Source organism: Novosphingobium sp. APW14, from assembly GCF_032337075.1.
Classification (GTDB): Bacteria; Pseudomonadota; Alphaproteobacteria; order Sphingomonadales; family Sphingomonadaceae; genus Novosphingobium.
Genome location: NZ_JAVYAB010000007.1, coordinates 24144 through 38339 on the forward strand (window position 1 = coordinate 24144; position 14196 = coordinate 38339).

Consider the following 14196-nt stretch of genomic DNA (forward strand, 5'->3'; position numbering starts at 1 on the left):
TTAGCGCGGCAGCTCGCTTGCCCCCATCAGCGCCTCGTCAACCGCGCGGGCGGCCTGGCGGCCTTCGCGAATCGCCCAGACGACCAGGCTCTGGCCCCGGCGCATGTCGCCGCAGGCAAAGATCTGCGGATCGCTGGTGCGATAATCGATCACGTTGGCTGCCACGTTGCCGCGCCCGTCGAGTTCGACTCCGGCCTGGTCGAGCAGGCCCTGCTTGCGTGGGCCGACAAAGCCCATGGCCAGCAGGATCAGGTCGGCCTTCAGCACGAATTCGCTGCCGGCGACTTCCTGCATGCGGCCATCGACCCATTCGACCCGGACGCATTCGAGGCCGGTCACATCATTTTCGCCGATCACGCGCTTGGTCAGGACCGACCAGTCACGCTCGACGCCCTCTTCATGGCTGCTGGAAGTGCGCAGCTTGAGCGGCCAGTCCGGCCAGGTCAGCTGCTTGTTTTCCTTCTCCGGCGGCTTGGGCATGATTTCAAGCTGGGTGACAGATGCGGCACCTTGGCGGTTCGAGGTGCCCACGCAGTCAGAACCGGTATCGCCGCCGCCGATCACGATCACGTGCTTGCCGGTGGCGGTCAGGGTGCCGCGCGGCGCGGCGCGCAGTTCATCATCTCCCGCCACGCGCTTGTTCTGCTGGGTCAGGAATTCCATCGCCAGCCGCACGCCCGGCAGCTCGGCGCCAGGGATTTCCAGACGGCGCGGATCTTCTGCGCCGCCCGAGAGGACGATCGCGTCGAAGTTTTCCTTCAGGCTCTCGATCGAAACATGGACGCCCACTTCGGTCGAGGTGCGGAAGCTGACGCCTTCGGCTTCCATCTGGACCAAGCGCCGGTTGATCAGGTGCTTTTCCATCTTGAAGTCGGGGATGCCATAGCGGAGCAGGCCGCCGGCGCGGTCGTTCTTTTCAAACACCGTAACCGAATGGCCCGCGCGGGCGAGCTGTTGTGCGGCGGCCATGCCGGCCGGGCCGGAGCCAACGACAGCCACGGACTTGCCGGTGCGTTTGGCGGGCACCTGCGGGTGGATCCAGCCGTTTTCCCAGCCCTTGTCGACGATCGCGCATTCGATGCTCTTGATCGTCACCGGCTGGTCGACGATGTTCAGCGTGCAGCTTGCCTCGCACGGGGCGGGGCAGATGCGGCCGGTAAATTCCGGGAAGTTGTTGGTCGAATGCAGCACTTCCAGCGCATTCTGCCAGTCACCCTCATAAACCAGATGGTTCCAGTCCGGGATGATGTTGTTCACCGGGCAACCGTTATGACAATACGGAATCCCGCAATTCATGCACCGCGAAGCCTGCGCCTTGAGCGCCGGTTCCGCGTGCGGGATCACGAATTCCTTATAGTGCGTCAGCCGCTCCTTGGGATCGGCATAGGTGCGATCCTGGCGGTCCAGCTCGAGAAAGCCTGTTTCCTTGCCCATCGTCCCCGTCCTTATTCCGCGGCCACCGACGCGGCTGCCAGCCGCTCGGCCTCGAGTTGCTTGAGTGCCCGTGCGTAATCCTTGGGCATGACCTTGATGAACTTGCCCAGCGCATTGCCCCAGTCATCCAGCAGGGCGCGGGCGCGCTGGCTGCCAGTGTGGAGGTGGTGGCGCTCCAGCAGGATCCGCAGGCGTTCAGCATCGTGGCGCAGCATGTCACCCATGCCGAAGTCCTCGACCGAGCGCGCGCGCTGCTGCGGGCGGCCGGCGCCGTCCTCCTCGTCGCGTTCTGGCGAAATCGGCAGCAGGTCAACTTGCGCAGGGTTGCACAGCTTCGCAAACTCGCCGCGCTCATCATAGACATAGGCGATCCCGCCCGACATCCCCGCCGCAAAGTTGCGGCCGGTGCGGCCCAGCACGACGACCACGCCGCCGGTCATGTATTCGCAGCCGTGATCGCCGGTCCCTTCGACCACCGCGATCGCGCCCGAATTGCGGACGGCAAAGCGTTCGCCGGCGACACCGTTGAAATAGGCTTCGCCCGCGATTGCACCATAAAGCACGGTGTTGCCGACGATGATGTTCTGGCTCGCCTCGCGTTCGACGTGGGCCGGTTGGCGCACGATCACGCGACCGCCCGACAGGCCCTTGCCGACATAGTCGTTGGCATCGCCAGTCAGATCGAGGGTGATGCCGTGGGCCAGGAAGGCACCAAAGCTCTGCCCCGCCACGCCATTGAGGCGGATGGCGATGGTGTTGTCGGGCAGGCCGGCATGGCCATGGCGCTTGGCCACTTCGCCCGAGAGCATCGCGCCAACCGTGCGGTTGACGTTGATCACCTTGCGCTCGATCACCACCGGCTGCTGCTTGTCCAGCGCATCGGCGGCGGCGGCGATCAGGTCGTTGTCGAGCGCCTTTTCGAGGCCGTGATCCTGCGTGCCCGACCAGCCGAGCGAGGGGCTGTCACCCAGCGGAACCTGGTGCAGGATCCGGCTGAGGTCAACGCCCTTGGCCTTCCAGTGATCGATGGCCTGCTTCATGTCGAGCCGGTCAACCCGGCCAACCATTTCAGCAATGGTGCGGAAGCCCATTTCGGCCATGATCGCGCGCAGTTCTTCGGCAACGAAGAAGAAGTAGTTGATCACGTGCTCGGGCTGGCCGGTGAAGCGCGCGCGCAGCACCGGATCCTGGGTGGCCACGCCCACCGGGCAGGTGTTGAGGTGGCACTTGCGCATCATGATGCAGCCGGCCGCGATCAGCGGGGCGGTGGCAAAGCCGAACTCGTCCGCACCCAGCAACGCGGCCACGGCCACGTCGCGCCCGGTGCGCAGGCCGCCATCGGCCTGGACCGCGATGCGGCTGCGCAGATTGTTGAGGATCAGCGTCTGCTGGGTTTCTGCCAGGCCGATTTCCCAAGGGCTGCCGGCATGGGTCAGCGAGGTCAGCGGCGACGCGCCGGTTCCGCCCTCATAGCCAGAGATCGTTACATGATCGGCGCGGGCCTTGGAAACGCCAGCGGCAACCGTGCCGACACCGACTTCGGAGACCAGCTTGACCGAGATGCGCGCGCCGCCGTTGACGTTCTTCAAGTCGTGGATCAGTTGGGCCAGATCCTCGATCGAGTAGATGTCATGGTGCGGCGGGGGCGAGATCAGGCCGACGCCCGGGGTTGAGTGACGGGTCTTGCCAATCACCTTGTCAACCTTGTGGCCCGGCAGCTGGCCGCCTTCGCCGGGCTTGGCACCCTGGGCCATCTTGATCTGGATGTCGTCGGCATTAACCAGGTATTCGGTGGTCACGCCAAAGCGGCCCGAAGCGACCTGCTTGATCGCTGAGCGCATCGAGTCCCCGTTTGCCAACGGCTTGAACCGGTCCGGCTCCTCACCGCCTTCGCCGGTGTTCGACTTGCCACCGATCCGGTTCATGGCAATGGCCAGCGTGGTGTGCGCCTCGCGGCTGATCGAGCCGAAGCTCATCGCGCCGGTGGCGAAGCGCTTGACGATCTCGCTGGCCGGTTCGACCTCGCTGATGTCGATCGGCTTATCGGCCTTCTTGAACTCCATCAGCCCGCGGATGGTCAGCATCCGGGTCGACTGGTCGTTGATGGTCTGGGCGAACTCGCGATACTTTTCCGAAACATTGCCGCGTACCGCGTGCTGCAGGGCGGCGATGTTCTGCGCGGTCCAGGCGTGTTCCTCGCCGCGCAGGCGCAGGCCGTACATTCCGCCCACGTCGAGCATGTTCTTGTAGATCGGGTTGTCGCCATAAGCCGTGGCGTGGCGGCGCACGGTTTCCTCGGCCACTTCGGCCAGGCCAATACCCTCGATCGTGGTCGCGGTGCCGGTGAAGTACTGGTTGATGAATGCGCTCGACAGGCCGACCGCGTCAAAGATCTGCGCGCCGCAATAGGACTGATAGGTGCTGATGCCCATCTTGGACATGACCTTCAGGATGCCCTTGCCGACCGCCTTGATATAGTTCTTCTGCACCGTCTTGGCATCGAGCGGCATGTCCTTGCGGATCCGCAGCTCTTCCAGCGTTTCGAAGGCTACATAGGGGTTGATCGCCTCGGCGCCGAAGCCCGCCAGCACACAGAAGTGGTGTACTTCGCGCGCCTCGCCGGTTTCGACCACCAGGCCAGTCTGCATGCGCAGGCCCTGACGAACCAGGTGGTGATGGACCGCGGCCGTCGCCAGCAGGGCCGGCATCGGGATGCGGTCGGGCCCCTGTGCGCGGTCGGACAGGATCAGGATGTTCTTGTCCTGCAGCACGGCCTCGGTGGCCGTCCAGCACATTTCCTTGATCGCCATTTCAAGGCCGGCGGCCCCGGTGCTGGCATCCCAGGTGATGTCGATCGTCTCGGTCCGGAAGGCACCGTCCAGCGCAGCTTCGACCGAGCGGATCTTGGAAACTTCCTCGTTAGTCAGGATCGGCTGGTCGACTTCCAGGCGCTTGTGCGTCCCGGCTTCCATGCCCAGCAGGTTGGGGCGCGGGCCGATCATGGAAACAAGGCTCATCACCAGCTCCTCGCGGATCGGGTCGATCGGCGGGTTGGTGACCTGGGCGAAGTTCTGCTTGAAGTAATCGTAGAGCAGGCGCGAGCGGTTGGAGAGCACCGCGATCGGCGTGTCCGTTCCCATCGAACCCAGCGGATCGTCGGCATTCTGGGCCATCGGCTCAAGGAAGCGCGAAAGGTCTTCCTGCGTATAGCCAAAGGCCTGCTGGCGATCGAGCAGAGTGGTGGTTTCCTGCGGCAAGGCGGCCAGTTCCGGCTCGACCACTTCCAGGTCCTTGAGCTTATACTGCGCCGCCTCCAGCCAGTCTTCGTAAGGCTCAGCCGCGGCGAGCGAGGCCTTGAGCTCCTCATCCTCGATGATCCGGCCCTGGTCGAAATCGATCAGCAGCATGCGGCCGGGCTGGAGCCGCCACTTGCGGACGATATTGTCTTCCTTGATCGGCAGCACGCCGCTTTCCGAGGCCATGACAACAATATCGTCATCGGTGACGAGGAAGCGGGCCGGACGCAGGCCGTTGCGGTCCAGCGTCGCGCCGATCTGGCGGCCATCGGTAAAGGCCACGGCAGCCGGGCCGTCCCACGGCTCCATCAGCGCAGCGTGGTATTCGTAGAAGGCGCGGCGCTTGGCATCCATCAGCGGATTGCCGGCCCAGGCTTCCGGGATCAGCATCATCACCGCATGGGCCAGGCTGTAGCCACCAGCCAACAGTAGCTCGAGCGCGTTGTCGAGGCAGGCGGTGTCCGACTGGCCGTGCGGGATCAGCGGCCACATCTTGTCGAGATCGGCGCCCAGCAGTTCGCTTTCCATGGTGCGGCGGCGGGCGTTCATCCAGTTGACGTTGCCGCGCACGGTGTTGATTTCGCCATTGTGGGCGATGAAGCGGTAGGGGTGCGCCAGCTTCCAGCTTGGGAAGGTATTGGTGCTGAATCGCTGGTGGACCAGACCGAGCGCCGAAACGCAGTCCGGATCGCGCAGGTCATCGTAGAAGCTGCCAACCTGTGTTGCCAGCAGCAAGCCTTTGTAGACCACGGTGCGGCTGGAGAAGCTGGGCATGTAAAGATCGGCGATGCCTGGCATCCCGTGCTTTTCGGCCAGGGCGGCCAGCGGGTTCTGGGTCTGCTTGCGGATTGCCAGGATCTTGCGCTCGAAAGCGTCCTGATCGGCGCAGTTGTCGCCGCGGGCGACGAAGCACTGGCGGATCACTGGCATCTGCTCGCGCACGGTCTTGCCCAGGCCTTCGGTCGTCACCGGCACGTCGCGCCAGCCGATCAGGCGCTGACCTTCCTTGGCGATGAACTTTTCAAAGGTGCCGACGATGAAATCGCGGCTGGCCTGGTCCTGCGGCAGGAAGCACATGGCCACGGCATAGTCGCCGGCGGCGGGCAGCTTCAGCCCTTCCTTATCGGCCCACTTGCGGAACAGCTGGTCCGGGGTCTGGATCAGGATCCCGGCGCCATCACCCAGCAGCGGATCGGCGCCCACGGCACCGCGATGGTCGATGTTTTTCAGAATTTCGAGCGCCTGGGTGACGATCGCATGGCTTTTGGCGCCCTTGATGTGGGCAACAAAGCCCACGCCACAGGCGTCATGTTCATTGCGCGGATCGTAGAGGCCCTGCGGCGCCGGATAACCCATCGAAAACCCATCCTGTCGTCACCCGAACCCCGCGATTCGCGCGCTTCTGCGCGCAAACGGCGGAAATCCGGCAATTAAGCGCAAGCTTCCCCACCGCCAAAAGCAGTGAAAATTGCGCAAGGCTTTCCCATGACGACAGGAAGGTGTTTTTGCAACTGCGAAGAGGCCAAGATTCGCTTGGGCTGGCCCAAGCCTGGCTGTGAATAGGATTGCGGGGTTGTCTGGAGGGCCGCCTGGTTAGGCCGCACCGCTGATCCGTTGCAGATTGGCGAGCGCCGAACGCAGAGCGAGCTCGGTCTCTGCCGGATCGATAGCTGCGGCGGCAGGGGGTGGAGCAATGCTTCCCGCGACCACCGTTATGGCGGCGGCATCGAACGGGCGCGCCGCTGGTTGCACAGCTGCCATTTGACCGGGAAAGATTACCACCGGTTCAACCGCTGAAGGCAGCTCATCAGGTTCTTCGATCCGCACAAATTCCTGCCGCGGCGTTTCGAGCGACAGCAGTGATGCAAAGGCAGCTTCGGCTGGCATTGCCTCCTCCGCAGCTTCCTCATCGGCTGATCCGGCAATACCTTCGGGCTGCCGCGGTGTGACGGTCGCGTCAACAGGTGCAAAGGGGGCAGTCTGCGGCAGGGCCAGATGGCGTGGCATCAGCGGCACGAGATCAGCGCTATCTTCGTCCCCTTCAGTGGGGTCGAGCGGGATCGGACGCAGAGCAGACGGCATCGCGATAGGCGCCTGGGTCAGGCCGAACGGCTCGACCGGGTGTTCGCTGGCAGCGGCGGCGAAGATGTCGATCCGCGGTGGTGGCACAAATGCAGGCTCATCCCCGGCTGACAGGACCGGCTCATTTGGTGCCAGCTGCGTTGCCGGCAATTCTGCGGCCGACACTTCAACTGCAGCAGCTTTAACCTTCGCTGCGCGGCGGCGAGCCATCGATTCCTGTAAACGCTGGGCAAGGTCGGTCATGCCCAGCCCGGCCGGCGAAGGCTGCGGAGGAACGCTTTCAGCTGCGAGCGGTTGGGCCATGGTGGCCTGTTCTGGGGATACGTTGGTTTCTGACATGCTCATAGCGGGACCAACCGTTTGCCCGGTCGGTTGTGCCGGGCTTGCTTCGAAAACCGCAGTTCCAAAGCTGGCAGCCGGGGCAAATTCATCAAATGCCTGAATATTCTGCGCCATCATTCCGAATACCTGCGGCGTTTCGTTTTCTGCCGGCATGGGGAATTGGCGGTTTGGTGCAGTGAAGTGCTGCGCGGCGGCCACTGGCGGGACTGACCAATCCAGCGCCTGCTGCGGCTGATTGGTTGCCACTGGCGCCAGTGCTGCGGCCGAAGCAGGTTCTGGGGCAACGAATGCGCCCAGATCAAGCGGGGCATGATCATCGCCCTGTCCGGCTTCAACCTCGGTCACGGCAAGGTGAGTTGCAGCAATATTGAAGATTTGGGGCTCACCGCCTGGCAACGGGGCGATTTCGGCCGGCTCGAATGGCTTGTCCTCATGTTCGACTGCAAGCGTTCTGCGGCGACTGGCGAGCGGACCGGTGCTATCCAGCGCATCGCCCAATTCTTCGTGCGCCGAGATCGGGCGCCGCGCCGGACCATTGGTGACGACATCGCGCTTGTTCCAAGACCCGAACTCGCCCACGGCTGCGGCGCCGGGGTTCGCAGCATTGCGCTTGCGGGCACGGACCACAATCTTGGGCCGGCTGATGCGGACCGCCAGCGTCGCGCCAAGCGCAGCCCCCAACGAAGCCATAACCAAGGCGATAAGGATCCGGGCGGTTATTCCAAGCGGCGGCGCTGCGGCGGGGACGATCAAGTCGATCCCGGTCTGCAACACCAGACTTTCGATCAGGGTCGGCCGAATTGCCAAGCTGCCAAGGCCGAACAGGGCACCAAACCATAGGGCGACGACCGCCGGAAACAGCGGATGGCTGGAGATCGGCTTGCGATTGCCTGGCTTGGGTTTCGAATTGGCCACGCCGCGTTATCCCGTGCTGTTGCTTTCCAAACCTTAACCGATCGCCTCAGGTGGCTTCCGGATTCCGGTGGCATCCAGAACGCGTTAGCGCTGCTTGGTAAACATCTTGATAACGAACAATATTCACGGCCCAGTCATGCTGGGATCTGATGTGATCTTGAGCGGCCGCGCGGCGATTTTTCCAGTTTCCGCGATCCGCTAACAGCTCCGCCAGTGCGGCGGCGCAGGCCGCGGGGTCATCGGCCGGAAAAAGCGCGCCGGTCTGGCCGTCAAGGATCAGTTCGCGGTGCCCGCCGACGTCTGACGCGACAACCAGCCGCCCCTGGGCCATCGCTTCCAGTGGTTTCAGCGGCGTGACCAGCTCGGTCAGTCGGCTCCGCTTCCGCGGGAAGGCCAGCACATCGATCAGAGCGTAATAACGATCGACTTCACGGTGTGCGACGCGCCCAGCAAAGTGGATCGCGCTATGGGCCTGAGAAGCAGCCGCCTGGCGCCTGAGTGCGCTTTCCATCGGGCCGCTGCCGACCAGCAACAATTGCGCCCCGGGTTCGCGGGCCTGGACTATCGGCATCGCGGCGATCAGATCATCCAGCCCTTCGTAATCGTAGAAGCTGCCAATGAACCCGATCACCGGCGCGGGGCCGAGGCCAAGCTGGCGCGCCAGTTCCGGCTCCGGCCGCGCGGCCGTGCCAAACAGGTCCAGGTCAACGCCGTTCGGACTGATGGCAATCTTGCTTGCGGGGACCCCGCGCCTGACCAGATCGTCTTTCAACCCCCGGCAGATCGTGATCACCTGGTCCGCGCCCCGCACCACGTGGTTTTCCAGCGCGCGGGTCAGTCGGTACTTGAGATTGCCTTCGCGGCCGGTCCCATTGGCGACTGCCGCGTCCTCCCAGAAGGCCCGGATTTCGTAGACGACCGGCAGGCCCAGCCTGCGCCCGGCGATCAGCGCTGCCTTGCCGCAAAGCGCCGGGCTGTGCGCGTGGAGCAGATCGGGGCGCCAGTCGGCGGCAAGGTCGACGATGGCATCGGCCAGCCGATTGACCTCAAGCCACTCGCGTAACCCGGGCGGACCGCCGCCACCGCCGCCGCCGCGGGTGCGGTGAAAGGTCAGGCCATCGGCTTGCTCGCAGTCCGGGCCTGGCGCGCTGTGGCGCAGGCCGGTGATGCCGCGCACGTCCAGACCCATCGCCGCCTGGGCCGAAAGGATCGCCCGCGTGCGAAAGGTGTAGCCACTGTGCATAGGCAGCGAGTGGTCAAGGATGTGGAGCACGCGGGTCATCGGTGCGGTGCCTAGCCGGGGAAGGCTTAACGTGGCGTCAACTCGCGCCCGCTAAGTGGCTGCGACGATGATTGATTTCTTTGCCCTGGCCCTGTCTCATGCGCTGCTGTTCATCGCTGCCTGGCAGATGATGGGCCGCGCCGATCTCGATCAGGATCCTAAGGCACCGGAGCCGGCCGAACCCGAGCCGCCCAAGCCAGCCAAACCGGGTCTGCGCCTGCGTGCTTGATCTTGGCATCACCGCTTTCACGCTGGGCTTCCTGGCGCTCGGCCTGCGCCGGCCGTTCCTGTGGGTGCTGGGCTATCTCTATATCGATATCCTGACACCCCAGAAGATCAGCTGGTTCCTGCTGGCCTCGCTGCCGATTTCGCTGATTGCCTTCATCCTCGCCTTTGGGGGTTGGCTGGTGCTGGATAACAAACAGGACATGCGCTTTACCCTGCGTCAGTTCCTGATTGTGCTGCTGCTGGGCTATTGCGCGGTCACGACCACGATTGCCGATTTTCCGGTTGAAGCGGCCCTGAAGTGGGACTGGGTCTGGAAAGCGCTGCTGTTCGCAATCTTCCTGCCGCTGACCCTGCGCACCCGCCTGCGGTTCGAAGCCGTGGTTACGGTGATCGTCCTGACCGTGGGCGCAATCGTGATCAGCGGCGGGATCAAGACCGCGGTTGGCGGTGGCGGCTATGGCGAGCTGCAGACCTTCGTATCCAACAACACCGGCATCTATGAAGGTTCGATCCTGTCGACGGTCGCCATCGCCATTATTCCGCTGATCTGGTGGACGGCGCGGTTCACCACGCTGTTTCCGCGCGGACCGCTGGTGACGCTGTTCTCGGTCGCCCTGACCTTTGCCGCGCTGCTGATCCCGGTCGGGACCCAGGCGCGGACCGGCCTGCTCTGCATCGGCCTGCTTGCCGTCCTGTCGCTGCGATCGGTCAAGCGGCGCTTCCTCTATCTCGGCATGGCCGGCCTGATTGCTGTTGCTGCCGTCCCGTTCCTGCCGAAGAGCTTTACCGAGCGGATGAGCACGATCGAGAACCACAAGTCCGATCAGTCGGCCTCAACCCGCGTGGCGGTGTGGATGTGGACGCTCGACTATGTGAAGGACCATCCGTTCGGCGGCGGGTTCGACGCCTATCGCAGCAACAAGCTGCTCATCCCCACGGTGGTTGCGGAAGGATCCGGCAACAACGTGACGCTGAAGACCACCCTCCACGTCGACCAGAGCCGGGCCTATCATTCGGCCTATTTCGAAATGCTGGGCGAACAGGGCTATGCCGGTCTGCTGCTGTGGGCGTGGATTCAGCTGCTGGGCACTTGGCAGATGGAACGCCTGAGCCGACGCTGGAAAGGCCGGACCGGCCCGCACGAGGCCTGGGTCGCGCCCCTGGCCACGGCGCTCCAGCTGTCGCAGCTGGTCTATTTCCTGGGGGCGGTATTCGTTGGCATTGCGTACCAGCCGGTGATGTTCATGATCATCGGCCTGCAATGCGGGCTGTGGTCCTATTGCCGGCGGATCGATGCGCCGGCGCCGCAGCCGATCCGGCTGGGCGCAAGCCAGTTGCGGATCGGTCCAGCCTGAAATCGGTGCCAACCAGGTGATTCGCAAGGCAGAGCTGCACTCGTGCCCTGCCTTGCCGTAGCGGCAGGCGCTGGTGCGTTGCACAAGGGCTGCGCTTGGGCCATGAACAGGCCTTTCCAGACAGAGGAGAGGCGCAATGACCCCGCAGGAACTCGCAGCCAAGACTGGCGAAGTGATCGGCGTTTCGGACTGGTTCGCAGTGACCCAGGAACGCATCAACATGTTTGCCGATGCCACTGGAGACCACCAGTTCATCCATATCGATGAGGAAAAGGCCAAGCACACCCCGTTCGGCGGGACGATCGCGCACGGCTTCCTGACCCTGTCGCTGCTGCCGGTGCTGGGCGCGATGACCGAAGGCGCCCGCGTCGACGGAATCAAGATGGGCGTGAACTACGGCGGCAACAAGACGCGCTTCATTTCGCCAGTCCGCGCCGGCAAGCGCGTGCGCGCCCACACCAAGCTGCTCGAGCTGGTTGAAAAGCGCCCTGGCCAGTGGCAGCAGACCAACGAAATCACCATCGAGATCGAAGGCGAGGACAAGCCCGCTCTGATCTGCGAATGGATCACGCTGTTCTTTGTGTGATTTGATCCCTTCCCGGGCCCACACCTTCTAAACCAAACAAGGAATTCTTCATGTCACGTGACGCAGTCATCGTTTCCACCGCCCGCACCCCGCTGACCAAGGCAGCCCGCGGCGCATTCAACAACACCACGGGTGCCACGCTTGGTGCCTTCTCGATCCGCGCGGCGGTTGAGCGCGCTGGCCTTTCTGGCGCCGAAATCGATGACGTGATCATGGGCACCGCCGTCCAGCAGGGTTCGACCGGAGGCAACGTCGCCCGCCTGGCCGCGCTGCGCGCCGGCCTGCCGGTTTCGGTTCCGGCCATGACGATTGACCGTCAGTGCTCCTCAGGCCTGATGACCATCGCGACGGCGGCCAAGCAGATCCTGGTCGACAATATGGACATCTGCGTTGCCGGCGGCGTCGAAAGCATCTCCAAGGTGGTCGGCAGCGGCAAGATGTTCGTCGAGCCGGATCGCGAACTGCTGGAAATGCACCCGCACATCTACATGCCAATGATCGGCACGGCTGAAGTGGTGGCCAAGCGCTATAACATCAGCCGCGAAGTGCAGGACGAATACTCGCTCCAGTCGCAGCAGCGCACCGCTGCCGCCCAGGCTGCCGGCAAGTTCGATGATGAAATCGTCGCCTGCAAGGCGACCATGGCGATCGTCGACAAGGAAACCAAGGAAGTCTCCTACAAGGACGTCACCGCTGACCGGGATGACTGCAACCGCCCCGAAACCACGCTGGAAGGGCTAGCCAGCCTGAAGCCGGTAATGGGTGAAGGCCACACCATCACTGCCGGCAATGCCAGCCAGCTGTCGGATGGTTCCTCGGCCTGCGTCGTGATGGAAGCCAAGGTTGCCGAAAAGCGCGGCCTGACCCCGCTGGGCCGCTATGTCGGCATGGCCGTGGCCGGTACCGAGCCGGATGAAATGGGCATCGGCCCGGTCTTTGCGATCCCCAAGCTGCTTGAACGCTTCAATCTGAAGATGGACGATATCGGCCTGTGGGAATTGAACGAAGCCTTCGCGGTCCAGGTGCTCTACTGCCGCGACAAGCTGGGCATTCCTGACGAGCTGCTCAACGTCAACGGCGGCTCGATCTCGATCGGTCACCCCTTTGGCATGACCGGCGCGCGCTGCACCGGCCACGCTCTGATTGAAGGCAAGCGCCGCGGTGCGAAGTACGCCGTGGTGACCATGTGCATCGGTGGCGGCCAGGGCGCTGCGGGCCTGTTCGAGGTCTTCTAACCCACTTTTTGTGACCGATTGTGCCGACCGCCCCTGCCCGGGGCGGCGGTCAGCAGACGGGCGGTGACGGCAGGGCTGTCACCGCCCGTCCTGTTTTGGGGTTTAGGCCACGACCTTCAGCTTGGCCTTGTCGTGGCGCTTGATCCAGTCTTCCAGTACCGGCGCGATGAATTCGCGCCACTTGCTGCCGTTGAAGATGCCGTAATGGCCCACTTCGGGTGCAAGCAGGTATTTTTTGCGGCTTTCGGCCAGGCCCGTCGCCAGCTTGAGCGCGGCCTTGGTCTGGCCAATCCCAGAAATATCGTCACGCTCCCCTTCGACCGCCAGTAGCGCCGTATCGCGGATCGCACCCAGGTCCACCCGGGTGCCGCGATGCATGAATTCGCCCTTGGCCAGGGACTGGCGCTGGAACACCTCTTCGACCGTCTGGAGGTAGTAATCGGCATCCATGTCGCAGACCGAACGGTATTCGTCATAGAACGCCTTGGTCGCCTCTGCGCTGTCGCCATCGCCCGCCACCAGGTGCTTGAACATGTGGTAGTGGCTCAGCATGTGGTTGCCCAGGTTCATGCTCATGAACCCGGCCAGTTGCAGGAAGCCCGGGTAAACCCGGCGGCCGGCACCCGGATACTGCAAGGGCACGGTCGCGATCACGGTGTTGCGGAACCATTCGATCGGGCGCTGCATCGCCAGGTCGTTGACCGAGGTTGGCGCCTCGCGCGTGTCGACCGGGCCGCCCATCATCGTCAGGCTGAGCGGGCGGGCGGGGTGCTTCTGCGCGTTCATCAGCGCGGTGGCAGCCAGCGCCGGGACCGAAGGCTGGCACACTGCCAGCATATGCGCCCGTGATCCGCCATTGGTCTGACTGATATGCTCCAGATAGCCGATCACATGGTCGATATAGTCATCCAGGTCGAAGCGTCCGGCTTCAAGCGGGACCATCTTCGCATCGGCCCAATCGGTAATGTAAACCTCGCACCGCTCGATCATCCGGGCGACCGTACCGCGCAGCAGCGTGGCGAAATGGCCGCTCATCGGCGCAACGATCAGCAGGCGCGGGGCATCCTTGGGCAGGCCGGGATGGGTGAAGCGCAGCAGGTTGCCAAACGGGCGATGCATGACGATCGCCTCGGTCACCGGATGGGTTGCGCCGTCCACCGCCACTGTCTGGATATCGAACGCTGGCTTGCCATAAGGTGCGGCGGCATGGGCGAAGACTTTCAGCGCCGAGGCCATGACCGGGCCCAGGCCGGTATAGCCAAACGGCAGCGCCGGATTGGATAGCAGTTCCGCCCCGACCGAGGCCATGGTGCTGGCGGCATTGAGCCACGAACGCTGCATTTCATAAGCGGTGTAAAGCAAACCGATTCCCCTTTCGGCCCGGTATCCCGCGCCAATCAGGCCGCATCGTGCCGTCATTCGGTTTATTGTGCAATGCAAT

Annotated in this window: 9 protein-coding genes; 4 read left to right on the top strand and 5 right to left on the bottom strand. The window is 63.8% G+C overall.

The genetic code is table 11. The annotated features are described in order from the left end of the window. The 4 genes from RQP55_RS09815 to RQP55_RS09830 form a co-directional block, all read right to left on the bottom strand. Complete coding sequence (locus RQP55_RS09815) at positions 1-1434, bottom strand: glutamate synthase subunit beta (protein WP_315610013.1); 1434 nt, start codon at positions 1432-1434, stop codon at positions 1-3. Positions 1435-1445: 11 nt separating this feature from the next. Next, a complete protein-coding gene (gene gltB, locus RQP55_RS09820; RefSeq protein WP_315610014.1) occupies positions 1446-6086 on the bottom strand; it encodes a glutamate synthase large subunit in 4641 nt (1546 codons plus the stop codon). A 237-nt stretch (positions 6087-6323) separates the two neighbouring features. Beyond that, a complete protein-coding gene (locus RQP55_RS09825; protein ID WP_315610015.1) occupies positions 6324-8069 on the bottom strand; it encodes a hypothetical protein in 1746 nt (581 codons plus the stop codon). 46 nt (positions 8070-8115) lie between these two features. Beyond that, positions 8116-9351: a TIGR04063 family PEP-CTERM/XrtA system glycosyltransferase gene (locus tag RQP55_RS09830; RefSeq protein WP_315610016.1), complete on the bottom strand. Its 1236-nt coding sequence runs from the start codon at positions 9349-9351 to the stop codon at positions 8116-8118. 55 nt (positions 9352-9406) lie between these two features. Here RQP55_RS09830 and RQP55_RS09835 point away from each other — a divergent pair, with 55 nt between their 5' ends. From RQP55_RS09835 to RQP55_RS09850, 4 genes are all read left to right on the top strand, one after another. After that, on the top strand, positions 9407-9580 hold the full coding sequence (locus RQP55_RS09835) for a hypothetical protein (RefSeq protein WP_315610017.1): 174 nt from the start codon (positions 9407-9409) through the stop codon (positions 9578-9580). Next, positions 9573-10934 carry a DUF5935 domain-containing protein gene (locus RQP55_RS09840; RefSeq protein ID WP_315610018.1) on the top strand — a complete coding sequence of 454 codons (1362 nt, stop codon included), beginning with the start codon at positions 9573-9575 and terminating at the stop codon, positions 10932-10934. Before RQP55_RS09835 ends, RQP55_RS09840 begins: the two co-directional genes overlap by 8 nt. Positions 10935-11070: 136 nt before the next feature. Beyond that, on the top strand, positions 11071-11520 hold the full coding sequence (locus RQP55_RS09845; protein ID WP_315610019.1) for a MaoC family dehydratase: 450 nt from the start codon (positions 11071-11073) through the stop codon (positions 11518-11520). Between the two features lie 50 nt (positions 11521-11570). Then, positions 11571-12755: an acetyl-CoA C-acyltransferase gene (locus tag RQP55_RS09850; protein ID WP_315610020.1), complete on the top strand. Its 1185-nt coding sequence runs from the start codon at positions 11571-11573 to the stop codon at positions 12753-12755. A gap of 102 nt (positions 12756-12857) precedes the next feature. Here RQP55_RS09850 and RQP55_RS09855 read toward each other — a convergent pair whose 3' ends face one another. Further along, entirely contained in the window at positions 12858-14117 is a 1260-nt protein-coding gene (locus RQP55_RS09855) for a polyhydroxyalkanoate depolymerase (protein WP_315610148.1), read from the bottom strand. Between the last annotated feature and the right edge of the window lie 79 nt (positions 14118-14196).

Coding starts and splice junctions, on each gene's coding strand:
- RQP55_RS09815 (WP_315610013.1), bottom strand. CDS start 1,434: ATGGGCAAGGAAACAGGCTTTCTCGAGCTGGACCGCCAGGATCGCACC.
- gltB (WP_315610014.1), bottom strand. CDS start 6,086: ATGGGTTATCCGGCGCCGCAGGGCCTCTACGATCCGCGCAATGAACAT.
- RQP55_RS09830 (WP_315610016.1), bottom strand. CDS start 9,351: ATGACCCGCGTGCTCCACATCCTTGACCACTCGCTGCCTATGCACAGT.
- RQP55_RS09845 (WP_315610019.1), top strand. CDS start 11,071: ATGACCCCGCAGGAACTCGCAGCCAAGACTGGCGAAGTGATCGGCGTT.
- RQP55_RS09850 (WP_315610020.1), top strand. CDS start 11,571: ATGTCACGTGACGCAGTCATCGTTTCCACCGCCCGCACCCCGCTGACC.